This is a genomic window from Bradyrhizobium sp. CB3481 (assembly GCF_029714305.1).
Taxonomy (GTDB): domain Bacteria; phylum Pseudomonadota; class Alphaproteobacteria; order Rhizobiales; family Xanthobacteraceae; genus Bradyrhizobium.
On the sequence record NZ_CP121647.1, the window covers coordinates 3471328 to 3484125 of the forward strand.

General features: G+C 61.8%; 13 protein-coding genes, 1 tRNA gene and 1 pseudogene. 10 read left to right on the forward strand and 5 right to left on the reverse strand.

The genetic code is table 11. From position 1 onward, the window contains the following. The first annotated feature begins 248 nt into the window (after positions 1-248). The 3 genes and pseudogenes from QA643_RS16775 to dapB all read left to right on the forward strand — a co-directional run bounded on the left by QA643_RS16775 (position 249) and on the right by dapB (position 2418). Positions 249-569 (forward strand): hypothetical protein, encoded by a 321-nt coding sequence (locus tag QA643_RS16775; RefSeq protein WP_283034205.1) that lies wholly within the window; start codon positions 249-251, stop codon positions 567-569. Positions 570-1248: 679 nt separating this feature from the next. Beyond that, on the forward strand, positions 1249-1650 hold the full coding sequence (locus QA643_RS16780; protein ID WP_283034206.1) for a GNAT family N-acetyltransferase: 402 nt from the start codon (positions 1249-1251) through the stop codon (positions 1648-1650). Positions 1651-1691: 41 nt separating this feature from the next. After that, positions 1692-2418: pseudogene (dapB, locus tag QA643_RS16785) on the forward strand (4-hydroxy-tetrahydrodipicolinate reductase). Here dapB and QA643_RS16790 read toward each other — a convergent pair. From QA643_RS16790 to QA643_RS16800, 3 genes are all read right to left on the reverse strand, one after another. Next, positions 2415-3128, reverse strand: a complete 714-nt coding sequence (locus QA643_RS16790) for a hypothetical protein (protein WP_283034207.1) — start codon at positions 3126-3128, stop codon at positions 2415-2417. The pseudogene dapB and the gene QA643_RS16790 overlap by 4 nt on opposite strands. A gap of 136 nt (positions 3129-3264) precedes the next feature. Next, positions 3265-3341, reverse strand: a tRNA-Arg gene (locus tag QA643_RS16795). Between the two features lie 50 nt (positions 3342-3391). Further along, entirely contained in the window at positions 3392-3649 is a 258-nt protein-coding gene (locus QA643_RS16800; protein WP_283034208.1) for a hypothetical protein, read from the reverse strand. Between the two features lie 331 nt (positions 3650-3980). On the opposite strand from QA643_RS16800, the gene QA643_RS16805 reads away from it, so the two are divergent. Beyond that, the gene (locus QA643_RS16805; protein ID WP_283034209.1) at positions 3981-4427 is read left to right on the forward strand and encodes a hypothetical protein; all 447 of its coding nucleotides are present in this window, start codon (positions 3981-3983) and stop codon (positions 4425-4427) included. Between the two features lie 24 nt (positions 4428-4451). Here the strand turns inward: QA643_RS16805 and QA643_RS16810 are convergent, their stop codons facing one another. After that, on the reverse strand, positions 4452-6710 hold the full coding sequence (locus tag QA643_RS16810) for a cation:proton antiporter (RefSeq protein ID WP_283034210.1): 2259 nt from the start codon (positions 6708-6710) through the stop codon (positions 4452-4454). A gap of 147 nt (positions 6711-6857) precedes the next feature. Here QA643_RS16810 and QA643_RS16815 point away from each other — a divergent pair, with 147 nt between their 5' ends. The 4 genes from QA643_RS16815 (at position 6858) to QA643_RS16830 (ending at position 10702) form a co-directional block, all read left to right on the forward strand. Continuing rightward, positions 6858-7304 (forward strand): DUF202 domain-containing protein, encoded by a 447-nt coding sequence (locus QA643_RS16815; protein WP_283034211.1) that lies wholly within the window; start codon positions 6858-6860, stop codon positions 7302-7304. Positions 7305-7460: 156 nt separating this feature from the next. Then, positions 7461-8336: a DMT family transporter gene (locus QA643_RS16820; protein ID WP_283034212.1), complete on the forward strand. Its 876-nt coding sequence runs from the start codon at positions 7461-7463 to the stop codon at positions 8334-8336. 131 nt (positions 8337-8467) lie between these two features. Then, a complete protein-coding gene (locus QA643_RS16825) occupies positions 8468-10198 on the forward strand; it encodes a Cache 3/Cache 2 fusion domain-containing protein (protein ID WP_283034213.1) in 1731 nt (576 codons plus the stop codon). 102 nt (positions 10199-10300) lie between these two features. Continuing rightward, the gene (locus QA643_RS16830) at positions 10301-10702 is read left to right on the forward strand and encodes a DUF2177 family protein (RefSeq protein ID WP_283034214.1); all 402 of its coding nucleotides are present in this window, start codon (positions 10301-10303) and stop codon (positions 10700-10702) included. Positions 10703-10815: 113 nt separating this feature from the next. Here the strand turns inward: QA643_RS16830 and QA643_RS16835 are convergent, their stop codons facing one another. Next, complete coding sequence (locus QA643_RS16835; RefSeq protein WP_283034215.1) at positions 10816-11475, reverse strand: peroxiredoxin; 660 nt, start codon at positions 11473-11475, stop codon at positions 10816-10818. A 199-nt stretch (positions 11476-11674) separates the two neighbouring features. On the opposite strand from QA643_RS16835, the gene QA643_RS16840 reads away from it, so the two are divergent. Next, positions 11675-11812, forward strand: coding sequence for a hypothetical protein (locus QA643_RS16840; protein WP_283034216.1), 138 nt, complete (start codon positions 11675-11677; stop codon positions 11810-11812). Positions 11813-11938: 126 nt separating this feature from the next. Further along, a complete protein-coding gene (locus QA643_RS16845) occupies positions 11939-12508 on the forward strand; it encodes a hypothetical protein (protein WP_283034217.1) in 570 nt (189 codons plus the stop codon). The last annotated feature ends 290 nt before the right edge of the window (positions 12509-12798 follow it).

Below are 12798 nucleotides of genomic sequence, written 5' to 3' on the forward strand. Positions count from 1 at the left end.
TTGCCATCGAGTGGCCGCCGCAACGTCACGTCGTCGTCACCCTTAATCTCGCCAAATTGAAGGAACATTTGTTCGTCGCCGGCACGATGGTGCCCAGTCTCGCCTTGAATCGCTAACGCTCGAACCACACAACGATAACAACGCCGACCGGTTGTCGGCGCGTGATGCTGTGCGCGTTCGACCAGGGCGATATGGGCGCCTGCCGGCGATCCTAATTGTTCGGTTGTTACAGGGGAGTTATAAAAATCATGCGTCAAACAACATCGAAGGTCGGGGCACTTGTGGCGGGTATCGCAGGTCTCACGCTGCTCGCGGGCGTTACCGCGGCCAACGCACAGAGCACTGGCATCGCCGCTTGCGACGAATTCCTGACCAAGTACGACGCTTGCGTCGGCTCCAAGGTCCCCGAGGCGCAGCGCGCGACGTTCAAGACCCAGATCGACCAGACGCGCAAGGTGTGGGTCGACATGGCCAAGAACCCGTCGACCAAGGCGACGATGGAAGCGACCTGCAAGCAGACGATGGATGCGACGAAGGCTTCGCTCACCGCGTATGGCTGCTCGTTCTGATCGGCACTTGCTCTGCTGAAAAGGAGCGGCCCCCCAAGTGAAAGCCGCTCCTTGACGGCGATGCGAGGACGGGCGACCCGGCGCGATGTTGGCCGCGCCGGGGCTTCCGGACCGCCGATCGAAACGGCATCTCCAGCGCATGCGCACGGTCCACGATGAGGCGAGCGTCCGTCCGGACGCCGTCGACGAACCTCCCGGCATTAACCTCTTGTTAACCATAACGCCCCACCATTGCCTCTCCGTAGAGAGTCGCCACGGACCCTCGTCCTAAGGCGCGAAATTGATCGTTCATCTTGGGGGCGGGCAAAAGCTCGTGGGGCTCCAAGGAGTAACGTCATGTCATCCTCCGTACGAGATCACGTAAGCCTGCTTTCGGAATTCGTCCCTGCGATATTCGGTGCGCTCGCGTTGGGTGTCCCGATTGCAATCGCGATTATTTGGATTTGTTCGTGAGGGGTGAAACGCCGGTCTCTTGGCCGGCCATCGAAGCTGTCTAGCCAGCATCGACGAAGCTGGTCGCGCAGGGCTGCGACTGGCCACTGCGTCGTTACGATGCTACCGTCCGGGAGCCGGTCAACAGGGGGCTGAGTTGCTTCCAGACGTTCTCGACCTTCATGGCCATGATTTGCCACGTAGCGCATTGCTTCGTGTGAACAATGCCAGTGTCCGTGAGACTTCGTTGCTGACGGCGGAGCGGTTCGACCGAATGATCGGCGCCGCCGGCATCGCGACGTTCATCGAGCCCGGTCAGGCATTTCTTCTCGCATTTGAACAGGCGGACGATTACGACGGCATCCACTTCAAGTGGTTTCGGAGCCGTTATGGGCGGTTTCTGTACGTCGACCGCGTCGTCGTCGCCGAGGAGGAGCGGGGCCGGGGGCTGGGCCGGACATTGTACGCCGACCTGTTCACGCGGGCCGGGCAGCTTGGCCACGATCGCATTGTCTGCGAGATCAACATGCAGCCGCCGAATCCCGGCTCGGACCGATTTCACGCGGCGCAAGGGTTTTGCGAAGTCGGCCGGGCAACGCTCGACGATGGAGCGAAGACCGTCCGCTACCTTCTCTGGTGTCGAAATTGACCGCGCCTTGCAAAATCGTGGTGGCCGGCGGGCATGGACATATGGGCCAGGCAGTCGTTTCCAACCTGCGCGATGAACCTGCCTTTCTTCACGTTGGCAATCTGGGGCGCTGCGGAAGCAGCGGCGACGGGGTTATCAACCTCGCCACCGCGCTTGATGTCGCGGATGTGATTATTGATTTTACGACGGGTGAGGCGGCAACCGCGTTATCGGAAGCATGCGCGGCAAGAGGCGGACCTGCGCTGGTGATCGGCGCCACGGGTTTTACGCCGGAGCAGCTCGGCCGAATCAGGAACGCGGCGCGCAGCATCGCGATTGTGCGTTCCGGCAACTTTTCGCTTGGCGTCAACATGCTGGTTGGCCTGGTCAGGCAGCGCAGGTCTTCCCGCGCGAGACATGGGACATCGAAATTTTCGAGGCCCATCATCGCCGCAAGGTCGATGCGCCTTCCGGAACCGCATTGATGCTGGGCGAAGCCGCCGCGCAAGGCCGCGGCGTTTGCCTCGCTTCCGTGGAGCGGCGCGGCCGGGATGGCGTCAGTGGTGAGCGCCCGATGGGCGAGATCGGCTTTGCGGTCATGCGGGGCGGGGCATCGTCGGTGAGCACAGCGTTACGTTCGCCGCGGCCGACGAGGTTGTGACCCTTTCACATCAGGCGCTCGATCGCAGCATGTTCGCGCACGGCGCGCTGGCGGCCGCGCGCTGGCTGATCGGGCGTGCGCCGGGTGAGTATGACATGCAGGATGTGCTGGGCTTGAAGCGTTACTAAAGAAAGCGGGGGGCCACCTCAAAGAGAAACGCGCGGGCTTCTTCCAATTCAGCGGGGGGAATCGGAACCGGATACTTTTCCGGATCGGGGGCGTGCCGGTAGCAGTTCGCGGTACGAAACATCAGCCGCCAATACGTCCAATCTGGCCCCAGAGAGGCCTTTAACGCACTTTCTCCACCGGCCAACCTCCGCACCAGTTCCGCCGACCTGAAAATATCGTGCCAATTGTCTGCCCGCGTCAGATGCGAGAACAGCGCGGCACGCTTGTCGTCAGCATCGGCTTCCCGTAGCCAGCGCTGTACGGACGACTCCGATGCGGTTGGTGTTGCGGAGATAGCCGCCGGCGTTCGATCTCGTGTTCTTTCCAGGTTCAAGGTGAGCTTGGCAGAAGCAGCGGAAAGAATAGGTATGCGCTTCCCTGCGGCATCGAATTTCAAGACAAGACCAATGCCGAGCGGCCTGGCGTCCCTGTGGATGAGAATAGCTGCCCCGTTCAGACGCTCAACGATCCGCCTGGCATCGCGCGTAACATCTGCCGCCTTGATGATCGATGCCCATGCCTTGGTCCGAAGCAGCGAAACAACTACGCCGTCGCCGGCCAGATAGTCCTCGATCCAAGGGTCGAATGGCGGTCGAAGAACTTCGCGGGCATCGTCGATGTCAATCGTTTCGCCTTTGAGCTCGATCGCCCATCCTTCCGCGTTCTTCATTGCAGCCCCCCACTGTACTGGCATGTCCGCACCGGTCGTCGACTCGGTCGAGCAACGTCAACAGCGTACAAGGTGCACGCAATTTCGGGTCTAAATTGGAATGAGAGGGAGGGATTGTCTGCAAGCGGCGAGGAAATGGCGCGCTCGGAGAGATTCGAACTCCCGACCCTCGGAATCGAAATCCGATGCTCTATCCAGCTGAGCTACGAGCGCCTCGCGCTGGCTCGTATCAGACTTGGTCTGATAGAGCCAGCCGCTCGATCCTAGTAGCAGGGATGCCGGCGGCGGTCCTGGCCGATATAGGCGGCGGCGCTCTGACGGCACAGGACCGTCGAGGGACCATCGTAGTAGGCAAAGGTGCCGGGTTGCGGGCCGGGGCCGTAATTGTGGAGGAAGCTGATCGGGTAGGGCAGGCCCCAATTGTGAAGGTGGTACCGATTATGGCGGGCATCCGCCAGGGTGGGGGCCAGGACCGCGATCGAGAGGAGGGCCGTGGCAACGCAAAACTTCGTTTTGGTCATTTCGATTCTCCGGAAGTCCCACTGGACGATCGCACTTTCGGGCGGGATGCCCGTTTGCGTGAAGAAAGTACGTCAAAACAACAAGATAGAGGCGTGGCCTCCGATTCGGTCGAAGCTGTTCCCTCTCATATTGTGCCTGATCCGGCCCCGTATTCTAGGAGAAGCGGGAGGAAAAGCTGCGGAAAAACCACCTTAACCCGCCCCTTTTTGGCCTCAAGGGATGCTTAACGAATTCCCAACACAGTCCGGCCAAACTTTTGCTGTCCGGTCCCTGAGCTAGCGGGCCGAGCTATCCCGAATGTGACGAGGCTACCCGGTTCCCGATCGACCCATGCGCATCACGCCCCTTGCCTTGCTGTTCCTCTCGCTCGCGGTTGCGAGCCCGGCGCGCGCCGATCTGCACATCACGCGCGATCACGGCGGCTATGTCGAGGAATACAAGACCAAGTACAAGCGAATCCGCGACCGCAAGGAGCGGGTGATCATCGACGGCATCTGCAATTCGGCCTGCACGCTGGTGTTCGGCATCGTGCCGATGAACAAGATTTGCGTTACGCCGAAAGCGAGCCTCGGCTTCCACCAGGCCTATTACGACAAGGCCTTCACCTTCGGCATCAAGGTCACGAGCCTGGAGGGGACGTCGGATCTGATGTCCTATTACCCCGATACGGTGAAGGACTGGATCCGCAGGAATGGCGGGCTCACCACCGAGATGAAGAAGATCAAGAACGGCACCGAGCTCTGGAAGATCGTCGATCCCTGCCCGGAAGAGTGGTGAGGCGCAGCGGGTTCTGCACCGGCGTCAATCTTTCCGGTTGGGCTCTCCATCCGCGATCAGCAAGACCGACACCTTCGATTTGCGGAGCACGGCGGCAGCGACGCTGCCAAAGCTCAGCAAATCCCCCTGGATCCGGTCAACACCCAGTACGACGAGGTTGGCGCTGCTTGTCCTGATTTCCTGAAGGATGGCCTCTTCAGGAGCCGCACTTGCGCGCAACGTTGTGTTCACGTTGACATCATAACGGGCCGCTGCCGCCGCGGCGTCCTTCAGGATGCTCTCCTCATTGGCGAGTGACATGCTGGCGCTATTCCGGCGCGTGCCCTTGTCCCGTGTCGTGGACACATAAACCACGTTCAGTGGATGCGTGCTCAAGCGCGCCAGTGCGACCGCAACCTCCCCGCCCCGTCGCGATACCGCGCTGCCGGAAACCGCAACGAGTATCTTGAACTCCGCCTTGGCGGGCTGCCTCAGGTGGATACCCTTTGCCGCAACGAGCGCAATTGGCCCCTTGAACCTTGAAGTCGCGTCTTCGACCTTCTTGTCGAAACCGTCCTTGCCCAGGACATTCTCTACTCCGACGACGAGAAGATCGAAGCCCTTTCGCGCCTCTTCCACAACGGCGTCGGTGGTCCTTTCGGCCCGGGCGCGCGTCGTGACCTCGACGTCGTGGATGTTCATCTGATCGGCTTCCGCGCTTGCGGTGGCCGCTTTCCTGACGACGGTCTCGTGGCTCTCCGCATCCTCGCGCCTTCCTTCCTGCTGCTTTGCCCGGGCACCCACATGCAGAACCGTAATCGGCAGTCCGCGCTCTCCCGCGAGAAGGCCGGCGACATGAGCCGCGAATTTCGCGTTCGCGCTCTCGTCCACCGCCAGCAGCAGGCGCTCGAGATTGGTGACAAAGCCCTTTTGTTCGAACTTCTCGCGCTCGAGCCGCACTTTCTCGTCATCGCCGAGCGGCAGGCGGGAAAGCGCGGCACGAAGCATCGGCGGCATCGCCATTGTCGTGAGGATTGCCATCGTCACGATCATCGAGAACAGGTTTTGGCTGAGCATGCCCATCGAAAGACCGATGGTTGCGATGATGACCTCGGTTGAGCCGCGCGCATTCATACCGCTTGCGAGCGCGTAGGATTCCTTTCGCGTAAGGCCGCCAAGCGCGCCGCCAGCGAAAGCGCCGCCGAATTTTCCGATGCTGGCAATCAGCACCAGTGCGATCGTCAGCAGCAGCAGGTTGGGGTCCCTGAGCACGGTCAGGTCTGCGCTCAACCCGGCCAGGCCGAAGAACACCGGCATGAACAGGCTGGAGATCAAGCCACGCAGCCGCTCGTCGATTTGGCGGGTAAGTATCGGCGATTCCCCGACCAGAACGCCGGCAACGAATGCGCCGAGCACGGTGTGAACGCCGATCAGGTGCGTGATCATCGCCATCGCGCTCATCAGCAACAGGATCACGGTGATGACCGCTGCCGAGCTCACGAGATAATCGTTGGTCCAGCGGATCAAGCGAAACGCCAGTCGCCGGCCGATCGTGAAACTGACCGCGAGGAAGGCGAGGGTGCCGAGCACGGCCTGGCTGACGGAAAAAATATCAAGCGTGCCGTGCGATGCCAGGCTGAAGATCATGGCGATGATGATCCAGCCGATGGTGTCGTCGATTATTGCTGTGGCAACAATGATCTGACCGACGTTGCGCCGCATGAAGTTCATTTCGCGCACGACGACCGCAACGATTTTCACCGACGAAATCGACAGTGCGGTGCCGAGAAACAGCGAAGCTACGAGACGGGACTCCGGATGCGGAAGCAGGCTCTGCGGCAGGAGCTGGCCGAGCGAGAAGCCGCAGACGAATGGAACCACGATTCCCGCGATCGATATCGTGGCGGCGGCCCGGCCGACCTTGCGGACAAGCTTGAGGTCCGTTTCCATGCCGGTCAGCAGCAACAGCAACAATATCCCGAACTGCGCGATGCCCTCGATCAGCGCTTTCTGTTCCGGCGAGGGGGGAAAGATTGCGGTGTGCGCAGCCGGCCAGAGCCATCCGAACAGGGAGGGGCCGAGCAACAGGCCACCCAACAGTTCCCCCATCACCGATGGCTGGCCGATCCGCTGCATCAGTTCGCCGAGCCCGCGGCCAACCACTATCAGGAGCGCGATCTGGGCGAGCAGCAGGAATTCGGACGGGCGGGTGGATTTTTCGCCAGCGGCGTCGGCGAGGGTCGTCGTCAGCAAGCATGCAGCGAACGCCAACAACACTATCTGCAGCCGCCGTCCCGCCGCCATCCTTGATCCCCGACGCGCCGATTGCGCAATTTCATCAGGTTCCGAACCTTCCGGGGGTCAATTGCGTTCATTCCGATTGGTTTCACCAGACGACGGGCCTGGCACTCCATCAGGCGCGGCGAATGCGAATTTCATTAACGGTGATTCATGGGCAAGAAAGCTGCGTCTACGGCGGTCGACATCCAAACCGCAAAAGTCGCCGACAGTGCCAAGAAGCTGAAAGAGAGCTCGGTCCGGATCGAGGACAGCGCCGATCGCCGCACCGAACTCGCGTCCAACCGCACCGCGTTGGCGGCCGAGCGGACCTATAGTGCCTGGATCAGAACCGGGCTGTTTGCGCTCGCAAGCGGCGCAGGCGCGAAGACCGTGCTCACCGGTCTGATGCCGGCCTGGATCATCCAGATCAACGGAAGCGCGTTGATCGTCTTCAGTATCTTCTGTTACGTCGCTGCCGTGTGGCGTTTCATCCATTCGGGCGCTGCCCGGCCAGCGCCCGACGTACCACGCATCGACGCGCGAATATTGACGGCGATGAGCGGATTCCTTTCGATCATTTCGATGGTAGCGCTGGTGGGGCTCTGGCTGGAGTACTAGTCACCACGTGATGAATCGACACGCGGTTCATCCGCTCGTTGATCTCGTTCCTGGTTCGAAATCTTCGATATGACAGACTTCAGCATGTAGTCACGCCGTGGTCCGGCGCGATCAGTCCTTGCCGCATGGCACATGATCGGGCAACAGGGACGCCAGATGACCGGCGACTTCGAAAAAATTGCCGCACGCGCGGCGCCCGCGATCTTTGTCGTGCTGTGGAGCACCGGCTTCATCGGCACCAAATATGCACTTGGTGGCGCCGAGCCGCTGACCTATCTCGCGATCCGCATGGCCTGCGTCGTCGGGCTGATGGCGATCATCGTCGCGGTCGCGCGGCCACGCTGGCCTGATCGCATCGGTATCGCGCACAGCGCGGTTGCCGGCGTTCTGGTGCACGGCATCTATCTCGGCGGCACCGCGATCGCAATCGCCCATTCCATTCCGGCCGGGCTCTCGGCTTTGATCCCGGGGCTGCAGCCGATTCTTACCTCGACCATTGCGAGCCGTTGGCTCGGTGAGCGCGTCACGCCGCTGCAATGGGGCGGATTGCTGCTTGGGCTCGCCGGCGTCGGGCTGATCCTGCATGACCGGCCGATGGGCGGCGAGGCGGGCTGGGGCTGGTTCGCCTCGGCGGTCTCGCTAGTCAGCATCACCCTGGGGACGCTCTACCAGCGGCGCTATTGCAGCGCGATCGACTGGCGGTCCGGCAATCTCGTGCAATACGTCGCGGTGACGATCTTCTTCGGCCTCGGCGCCTGGCTATTCGAGACCAATGTGGTGCACTGGACCACCGAGTTCATCCTGGCGCTGGCCTGGCTTGCGGTCGTCCTGTCGATCGGATCGATCGGGCTGCTCTATTGGCTGATCCGCCGCTCGGCCGCGACGTCGGTAGCAAGCCTGTTCTATCTGGTGCCGGCGGTGACCTCGCTGATGGCCTTTGTCCTGTTCGGCGAGCGGCTCGACGCCGTCTCGGTCGCCGGTATGGCCGCCTGCGCAGCCGCGGTGCTGCTGGTCAACCGCCGCTCAGTTTGAAGTAGAGGGTTCCGGCGCCATACACGCATAAATTTCATGAGACATGTCAGTAGTTTCCCTGAGTTGTGGCCATTAAGGCGATCGTAAGCAAAACGAGGCAGATTGGGCCCGGTTTTGGGGGATTTCTCATTATGACCACGCGTTCCAAGTTTCTGCCGGCACTCAAGCTGCGGCTCGGCACCAAGGCTGTGATCTCCGCCATTCTCCTGATTGCGGTAAATACCGCGCTGGTGGTGGGAGCGGCCCATTGGTCGCTGACCTCTGAGTTCGGCGACCGGGCGCTCCGCGACATCGAGATCAACCTCCGTACGCTGGGTCTGGCGTTCGCCGAGACCTACAGCGACGCCAAGATCACGATCAAGGACGGGGCCGTCGCCCGCGCCGAAATTTCCAAGATGCCCGAATTCAAGGACCACGCGATCGTCGACCGCGCCGTGGGCTATACCGGCGGCAACGCCACGCTGTTCGTTTATGACGAGGCGAGCAATCAGTTTGTTCGCCGCACCACCAATGTGAAGAAGGAGAACGGCGACCGCGCCGTCGGCACCCAGCTCGCGCCCGACCATCCCGGGCAGGCGGTGGTGCGCCGGGGCGAGGCCTATCGGGGCCCGGCGACGCTGTTCGGCAAGACCTTCATGACGGCCTATTATCCGATCATGAATTCGGCCGGCAAGGTGATCGGCCTTCTCTATGTCGGTATTCCGATGGCGCACTACGAGACCATGCTCTCGCACGCCATCCAGAACATGGCGATCGCCGCCGGCATCGCCGCGTTAGTGGTGATGCTGCTGACCCTGCTGCTCGTCCGTCGCGTGACCAAGCCGCTGACCTCGGTCACGGCTTCGCTCACTGCGATCGCAAATGGCAAGGCCGATGTCGAGATCGCCAGCGATGACCGGACGGACGAGATCGGCGAAATTGCGCGCAGTCTCGTGATCTTCAGGAGCAACTCGCTCGAGCGCCGGCGCATGCGCGAGGAACAGACTGCGGCTGCTGTGGCCTCGGCCGAGCAGCGCAAGGGCGAACTGCGCGGCTTCGTCGAAGAGTTCCAAACCAGCGTCGGCAGCATCATCGACAAGGTGATGAACGCCTCCGGCGAATTCGAGCGCGTCGCACGCCAGCTCACCGAAACCGCGCGCACCACCGCGAGCCTGTCGGGCAAGTCGGCCGGCGCGTCCGAGACGGCCTCCGAGCACGTCCGCACCGCGGCAACGGCTTCCGACGAGCTTTCCAGCTCGATCGCCGAAATCACCCGCCGCGTGCAGGAATCGAATGGTATCGCCGCTGACGCCGTCAAGCAGGCGGCGGCCACCGACCAGCGCATCAACGAATTGTCAGAAGCCGGCGCCCGGATCGGTGACGTGGTGAAGCTGATCACCTCGATTGCCGAGCAGACCAACCTCCTGGCCCTCAACGCCACCATCGAAGCGGCGCGGGCGGGCGATGCCGGCCGCGGCTTTGCCGTGGTGGCGCAGGAGGTCAAGAGTCTCGCCGGCCAGACCGCGAAGGCGACCGAGGAGATTTCCAGCCAGATCGGCAGCATGCAGCTGGCGACTGAAGAGTCGGTCAGCGCCATCAAGGCGATCGGCCAGACCATCGAGCGCATCAGCGATATCGCCACCTCGATTTCGGCGGCGGTGGAGCAGCAGCGCGGCGCGACCCAGAACATTGCCCAGAGCGTTCGCGCGGCCGCCAGCGGCACGGCCGATGTCGCGGCCAACATCCGCAACGCAGCGCAGGGCGCCGAGGAGACCGGCGAGACGTCGAGCCAGATGTTTGCATCGGCGCAGAATCTGTCGAGCGAGAGTCTGCATCTGAAGGCCGAGGTCGATAAATTCCTCGACCGCGTCCGCGCCGCCTGAGCCGCGGCGGCGCACCGCCGCCGCTGAAACCTGAAGCTTCCGCATTCGTAGTTTGCCTATACTTGCGAATGTTTGCCCTCGCTGACGGGCCGGAGGCTTTCCGTGAACCGATACGCCGCGCTCTATCTGGTGACGCTGCTCGTCATCGTGCCGCTCGATTTTCTGTTCCTTGGCGTCATCGCCAAGGACTTCTTCACCTCAGAGGTCGGCAATATGCTGGGCGAGATCAGGCCCGTGCCGGCGGTTCTGTTCTATCTGCTCTATGTGGCGGGTACCGTGATCTTCGTCAGCGGCGGAGCAGGGGCCTCGTGGCCATCGACGCTGCTCTATGGCGCGCTGTTCGGCTTGTTTTGCTACGCGACGTTCGACTTTACGGCACTGGCGCTGCTCAAGCACTGGAGCTGGAAGGTAGCGGTCGTCGATGTCGCGTGGGGAGCGGCGGTAACGGCGATCGCGTCGACCGCCGGATTATTGGTGGCGGATTGGGTGGGCGCCAAGACCTAGGCTGTCGTTCCGGGGCGATGCGTAAGCATCGAACCCGGAACCTCGAGATCCCGGGTCTGGTGCTAGCGCACCATCCCGGGATGACGGTTGCGATTGCTCTGCAATCGCAACCGTCACTTCGGCTGCGGCACGATCCGGATGTACGGCTTCGGCGATTTCCAGCCTTGCGGATAGATCGTCTTCGCCTCGTCGTCGGATACCGAGCCCGCGATAATGACGTCCTCGCCCTGTTTCCAGTCGGCCGGCGTCGCGACACGGTGCTTGGCGGTCATCTGCAGCGAGTCGATCGCCCGCAGGATTTCCGCGAAATTGCGGCCGGTGGTCATCGGATAGACCAGCACCAGCTTGATCTTCTTGTCCGGTCCGATGACGAAGACGTTGCGGACGGTCTGGTTGTCGGCGGGCGTGCGCGTCAGCGGATCGCCCGAGGTCGAGGCCGGCAGCATGTCGTAGAGCTTGGAGACATTGAAATCGGTGTCCCCGATCATCGGATAGTTCGGCGCCGCGCCCTGCGTCTCCTTGATGTCTTCGGACCACTTCGAATGCCGATCGACCGGATCGACGCTAAGCCCCATCAGCTTGACGCCGCGCTTGTCGAATTCCGGCTTCAACTTCGCGAGAGCGCCGAGCTCAGTGGTGCAAACCGGGGTGAAATCCTTCGGGTGCGAGAACAGCAGCGCCCAGCTATTGCCGATCCAGTCGTGGAACTTGATTTTGCCTTCCGTGGTCTCGGCTTCGAAATCGGGGGCAGTTGCGCCAATCTGGAGTGCCATGATGTGACCTCATCTTGTTCTAGTTACAGAAGAATTTGTCTTTGACAGTATAGGAGCGTGAAGCGGTTAAGTGAACCGGTTAGCGTAAAAGGTGAGATCCTTCTCCGCGAGCCCGGAACTCCTAGCATCTTCTTTTGGACCGCGCCTCTGCGATGAAACGAACCGCTCCGCTCCTGCATTCGAGGGAGGTTGCCAGGCTTTGGCGATAACCTACGGCCTGATCGCGATCTTTTCATCACCGTTCCAGCTTTTTGCCGTCGCTGCCCCGATATTGCCTTTTATCGCCCCCATCACGCCGGGCCGCTTTGCAGGCGGGGTGCATTGGCCTGAACCGTGACCGACCTCACAGCGACCAATTGGCAACCATCTAACAATCTCGGCATGCGGGATTTGAATCGTTAACCGCTCGTTCATGCCCGGTATGGAAATTCTGGACTGAAATTAGAAATTGAGAAGTGCAATTATGTCTGCCCCGACTACCGCTGAAATCACCAGCGCCCTGCAACCCTCCTGCTGCCAGACCGCTGCCCATGCGCTCACCATCGTGCGCGACGGCGTGATCACTGGCGAAGGCCCTACCACCAAGGGCCGCATCCATTTTTCCCGCGCACTCGATGCCGATGACGCCGCCTGGTGCGCGCGCATCCTGACCGCGAGCGCGGTCGTGCACGAGCCGCTCAGCCGCGCCGAGATCGAAGTGCTGTTCGAGATCAGCGACGCCGCTGCCGAGCGCACCGACGACGGCCGTTTCGACGATCTTCTGGCCAAGGCAGTTGCCCATCATGCGGCTTCCGAGTCCGGGCTGCCGGTGCCGCCGCGCACGGTCGCGCTGTCGCCGGATACCGATATCGAGAGCTGGGCGCCGACCAAGGCGGCCAATGTCGACACCAAGGTGCTGGAGTGGATTGCCAGCCAGATGCGCGGCAAGCGCCACAGCAACCAGCGCCTTGCCGCGCTGGTGGCAACCCTGATCGGCGTCGCTGCGCTGCCGCTCGCGCAACTGCCGGGCATGCTGGATATGGGAATGCTGTAAGTTCATCCGGCGATCATCGATTTCAGGACGGCGGGGCAGGGCCTCGCCGTTTTTATTTCGTAGGATGGCTGGAGCGCAGCGATACCAATCAATCCCCACGCGGTGAGATGATGGGTTTCGCTGCGCTATCCATCCGAGCTGTCATCCTCCGCGCAGGCGGAGGATCCAGTACGCCGCGGCTTCTCGATTCAATCAATGCTGTCTCTGGAATACTGGATCGTCCGCTTTCGCGGACGATGACAGCTGAATGTGAGGCCGCCTTCTCGCGAGATGGTGACGCCCTTTGTCCA

Excerpts from the sequence above, each read along its gene's own strand:
- QA643_RS16820 (WP_283034212.1), top strand. The coding sequence starts at position 7,461 with ATGACCGGCGACTTCGAAAAAATTGCCGCACGCGCGGCGCCCGCGATC.
- QA643_RS16800 (WP_283034208.1), bottom strand. The coding sequence starts at position 3,649 with ATGACCAAAACGAAGTTTTGCGTTGCCACGGCCCTCCTCTCGATCGCG.
- QA643_RS16805 (WP_283034209.1), top strand. The coding sequence starts at position 3,981 with ATGCGCATCACGCCCCTTGCCTTGCTGTTCCTCTCGCTCGCGGTTGCG.
- QA643_RS16845 (WP_283034217.1), top strand. The coding sequence starts at position 11,939 with ATGTCTGCCCCGACTACCGCTGAAATCACCAGCGCCCTGCAACCCTCC.
- QA643_RS16835 (WP_283034215.1), bottom strand. The coding sequence starts at position 11,475 with ATGGCACTCCAGATTGGCGCAACTGCCCCCGATTTCGAAGCCGAGACC.
- QA643_RS16775 (WP_283034205.1), top strand. The coding sequence starts at position 249 with ATGCGTCAAACAACATCGAAGGTCGGGGCACTTGTGGCGGGTATCGCA.
- QA643_RS16810 (WP_283034210.1), bottom strand. The coding sequence starts at position 6,710 with ATGGCGGCGGGACGGCGGCTGCAGATAGTGTTGTTGGCGTTCGCTGCA.
- QA643_RS16790 (WP_283034207.1), bottom strand. The coding sequence starts at position 3,128 with ATGAAGAACGCGGAAGGATGGGCGATCGAGCTCAAAGGCGAAACGATT.
- QA643_RS16815 (WP_283034211.1), top strand. The coding sequence starts at position 6,858 with ATGGGCAAGAAAGCTGCGTCTACGGCGGTCGACATCCAAACCGCAAAA.
- QA643_RS16825 (WP_283034213.1), top strand. The coding sequence starts at position 8,468 with ATGACCACGCGTTCCAAGTTTCTGCCGGCACTCAAGCTGCGGCTCGGC.